The organism is Nocardiopsis sp. CC223A, from assembly GCF_030766825.1.
In the GTDB taxonomy this organism is placed as follows: domain Bacteria; phylum Actinomycetota; class Actinomycetes; order Streptosporangiales; family Streptosporangiaceae; genus Nocardiopsis.
This window is the reverse complement of the sequence record NZ_JASFDV010000192.1, coordinates 1-337: the sequence shown is the minus strand read 5'-3', so window position 1 is coordinate 337 and position 337 is coordinate 1. Positions and strand designations below refer to the sequence as shown.

Annotated in this window: 1 protein-coding gene and 1 other annotated feature; the gene reads right to left on the bottom strand. The window is 71.5% G+C overall.

The window, feature by feature from the left end; translation table 11 throughout:
* Nucleotides 1–337 (bottom strand): IS3 family transposase (locus QJS33_RS31300; protein ID WP_306371681.1); only part of this gene is annotated, 337 nt, incomplete at both ends.
* Nucleotides 268–336 (bottom strand) — a sequence feature (AL1L pseudoknot). It overlaps the preceding gene by 69 nt.

Genomic DNA, 337 nt, shown 5'->3' with positions numbered 1-337 from the left:
ATCCGGGCGGGTGTCCGGGCCCGGGGCCGGGGTGGTGGTGCGCGGGCTCTTGCCGCGGGTGATGCCCCGCAAACCGGCCCGGCGCATGAGGCGGTGGACAGTGCAGCGGGCCACCCGATGCCCCTGCCGGTTCAGCTCGGCGTGGACCTTGCGGACCCCGTAGACACCGTAGTTGTCGGCGTGCACCTGCCGGATCTTGGCGGTGGTGGCCTCGTCGGTCCGCGAGCGCAGCGACGGCGCCCGCGATTTGGCTGCGTAGTAGGTGGACGGGGCGACCTGCAACACCTGACAGATCGGCTCGACCCCGAACTCCTGACGGTGGACGTCGATGTAGGCG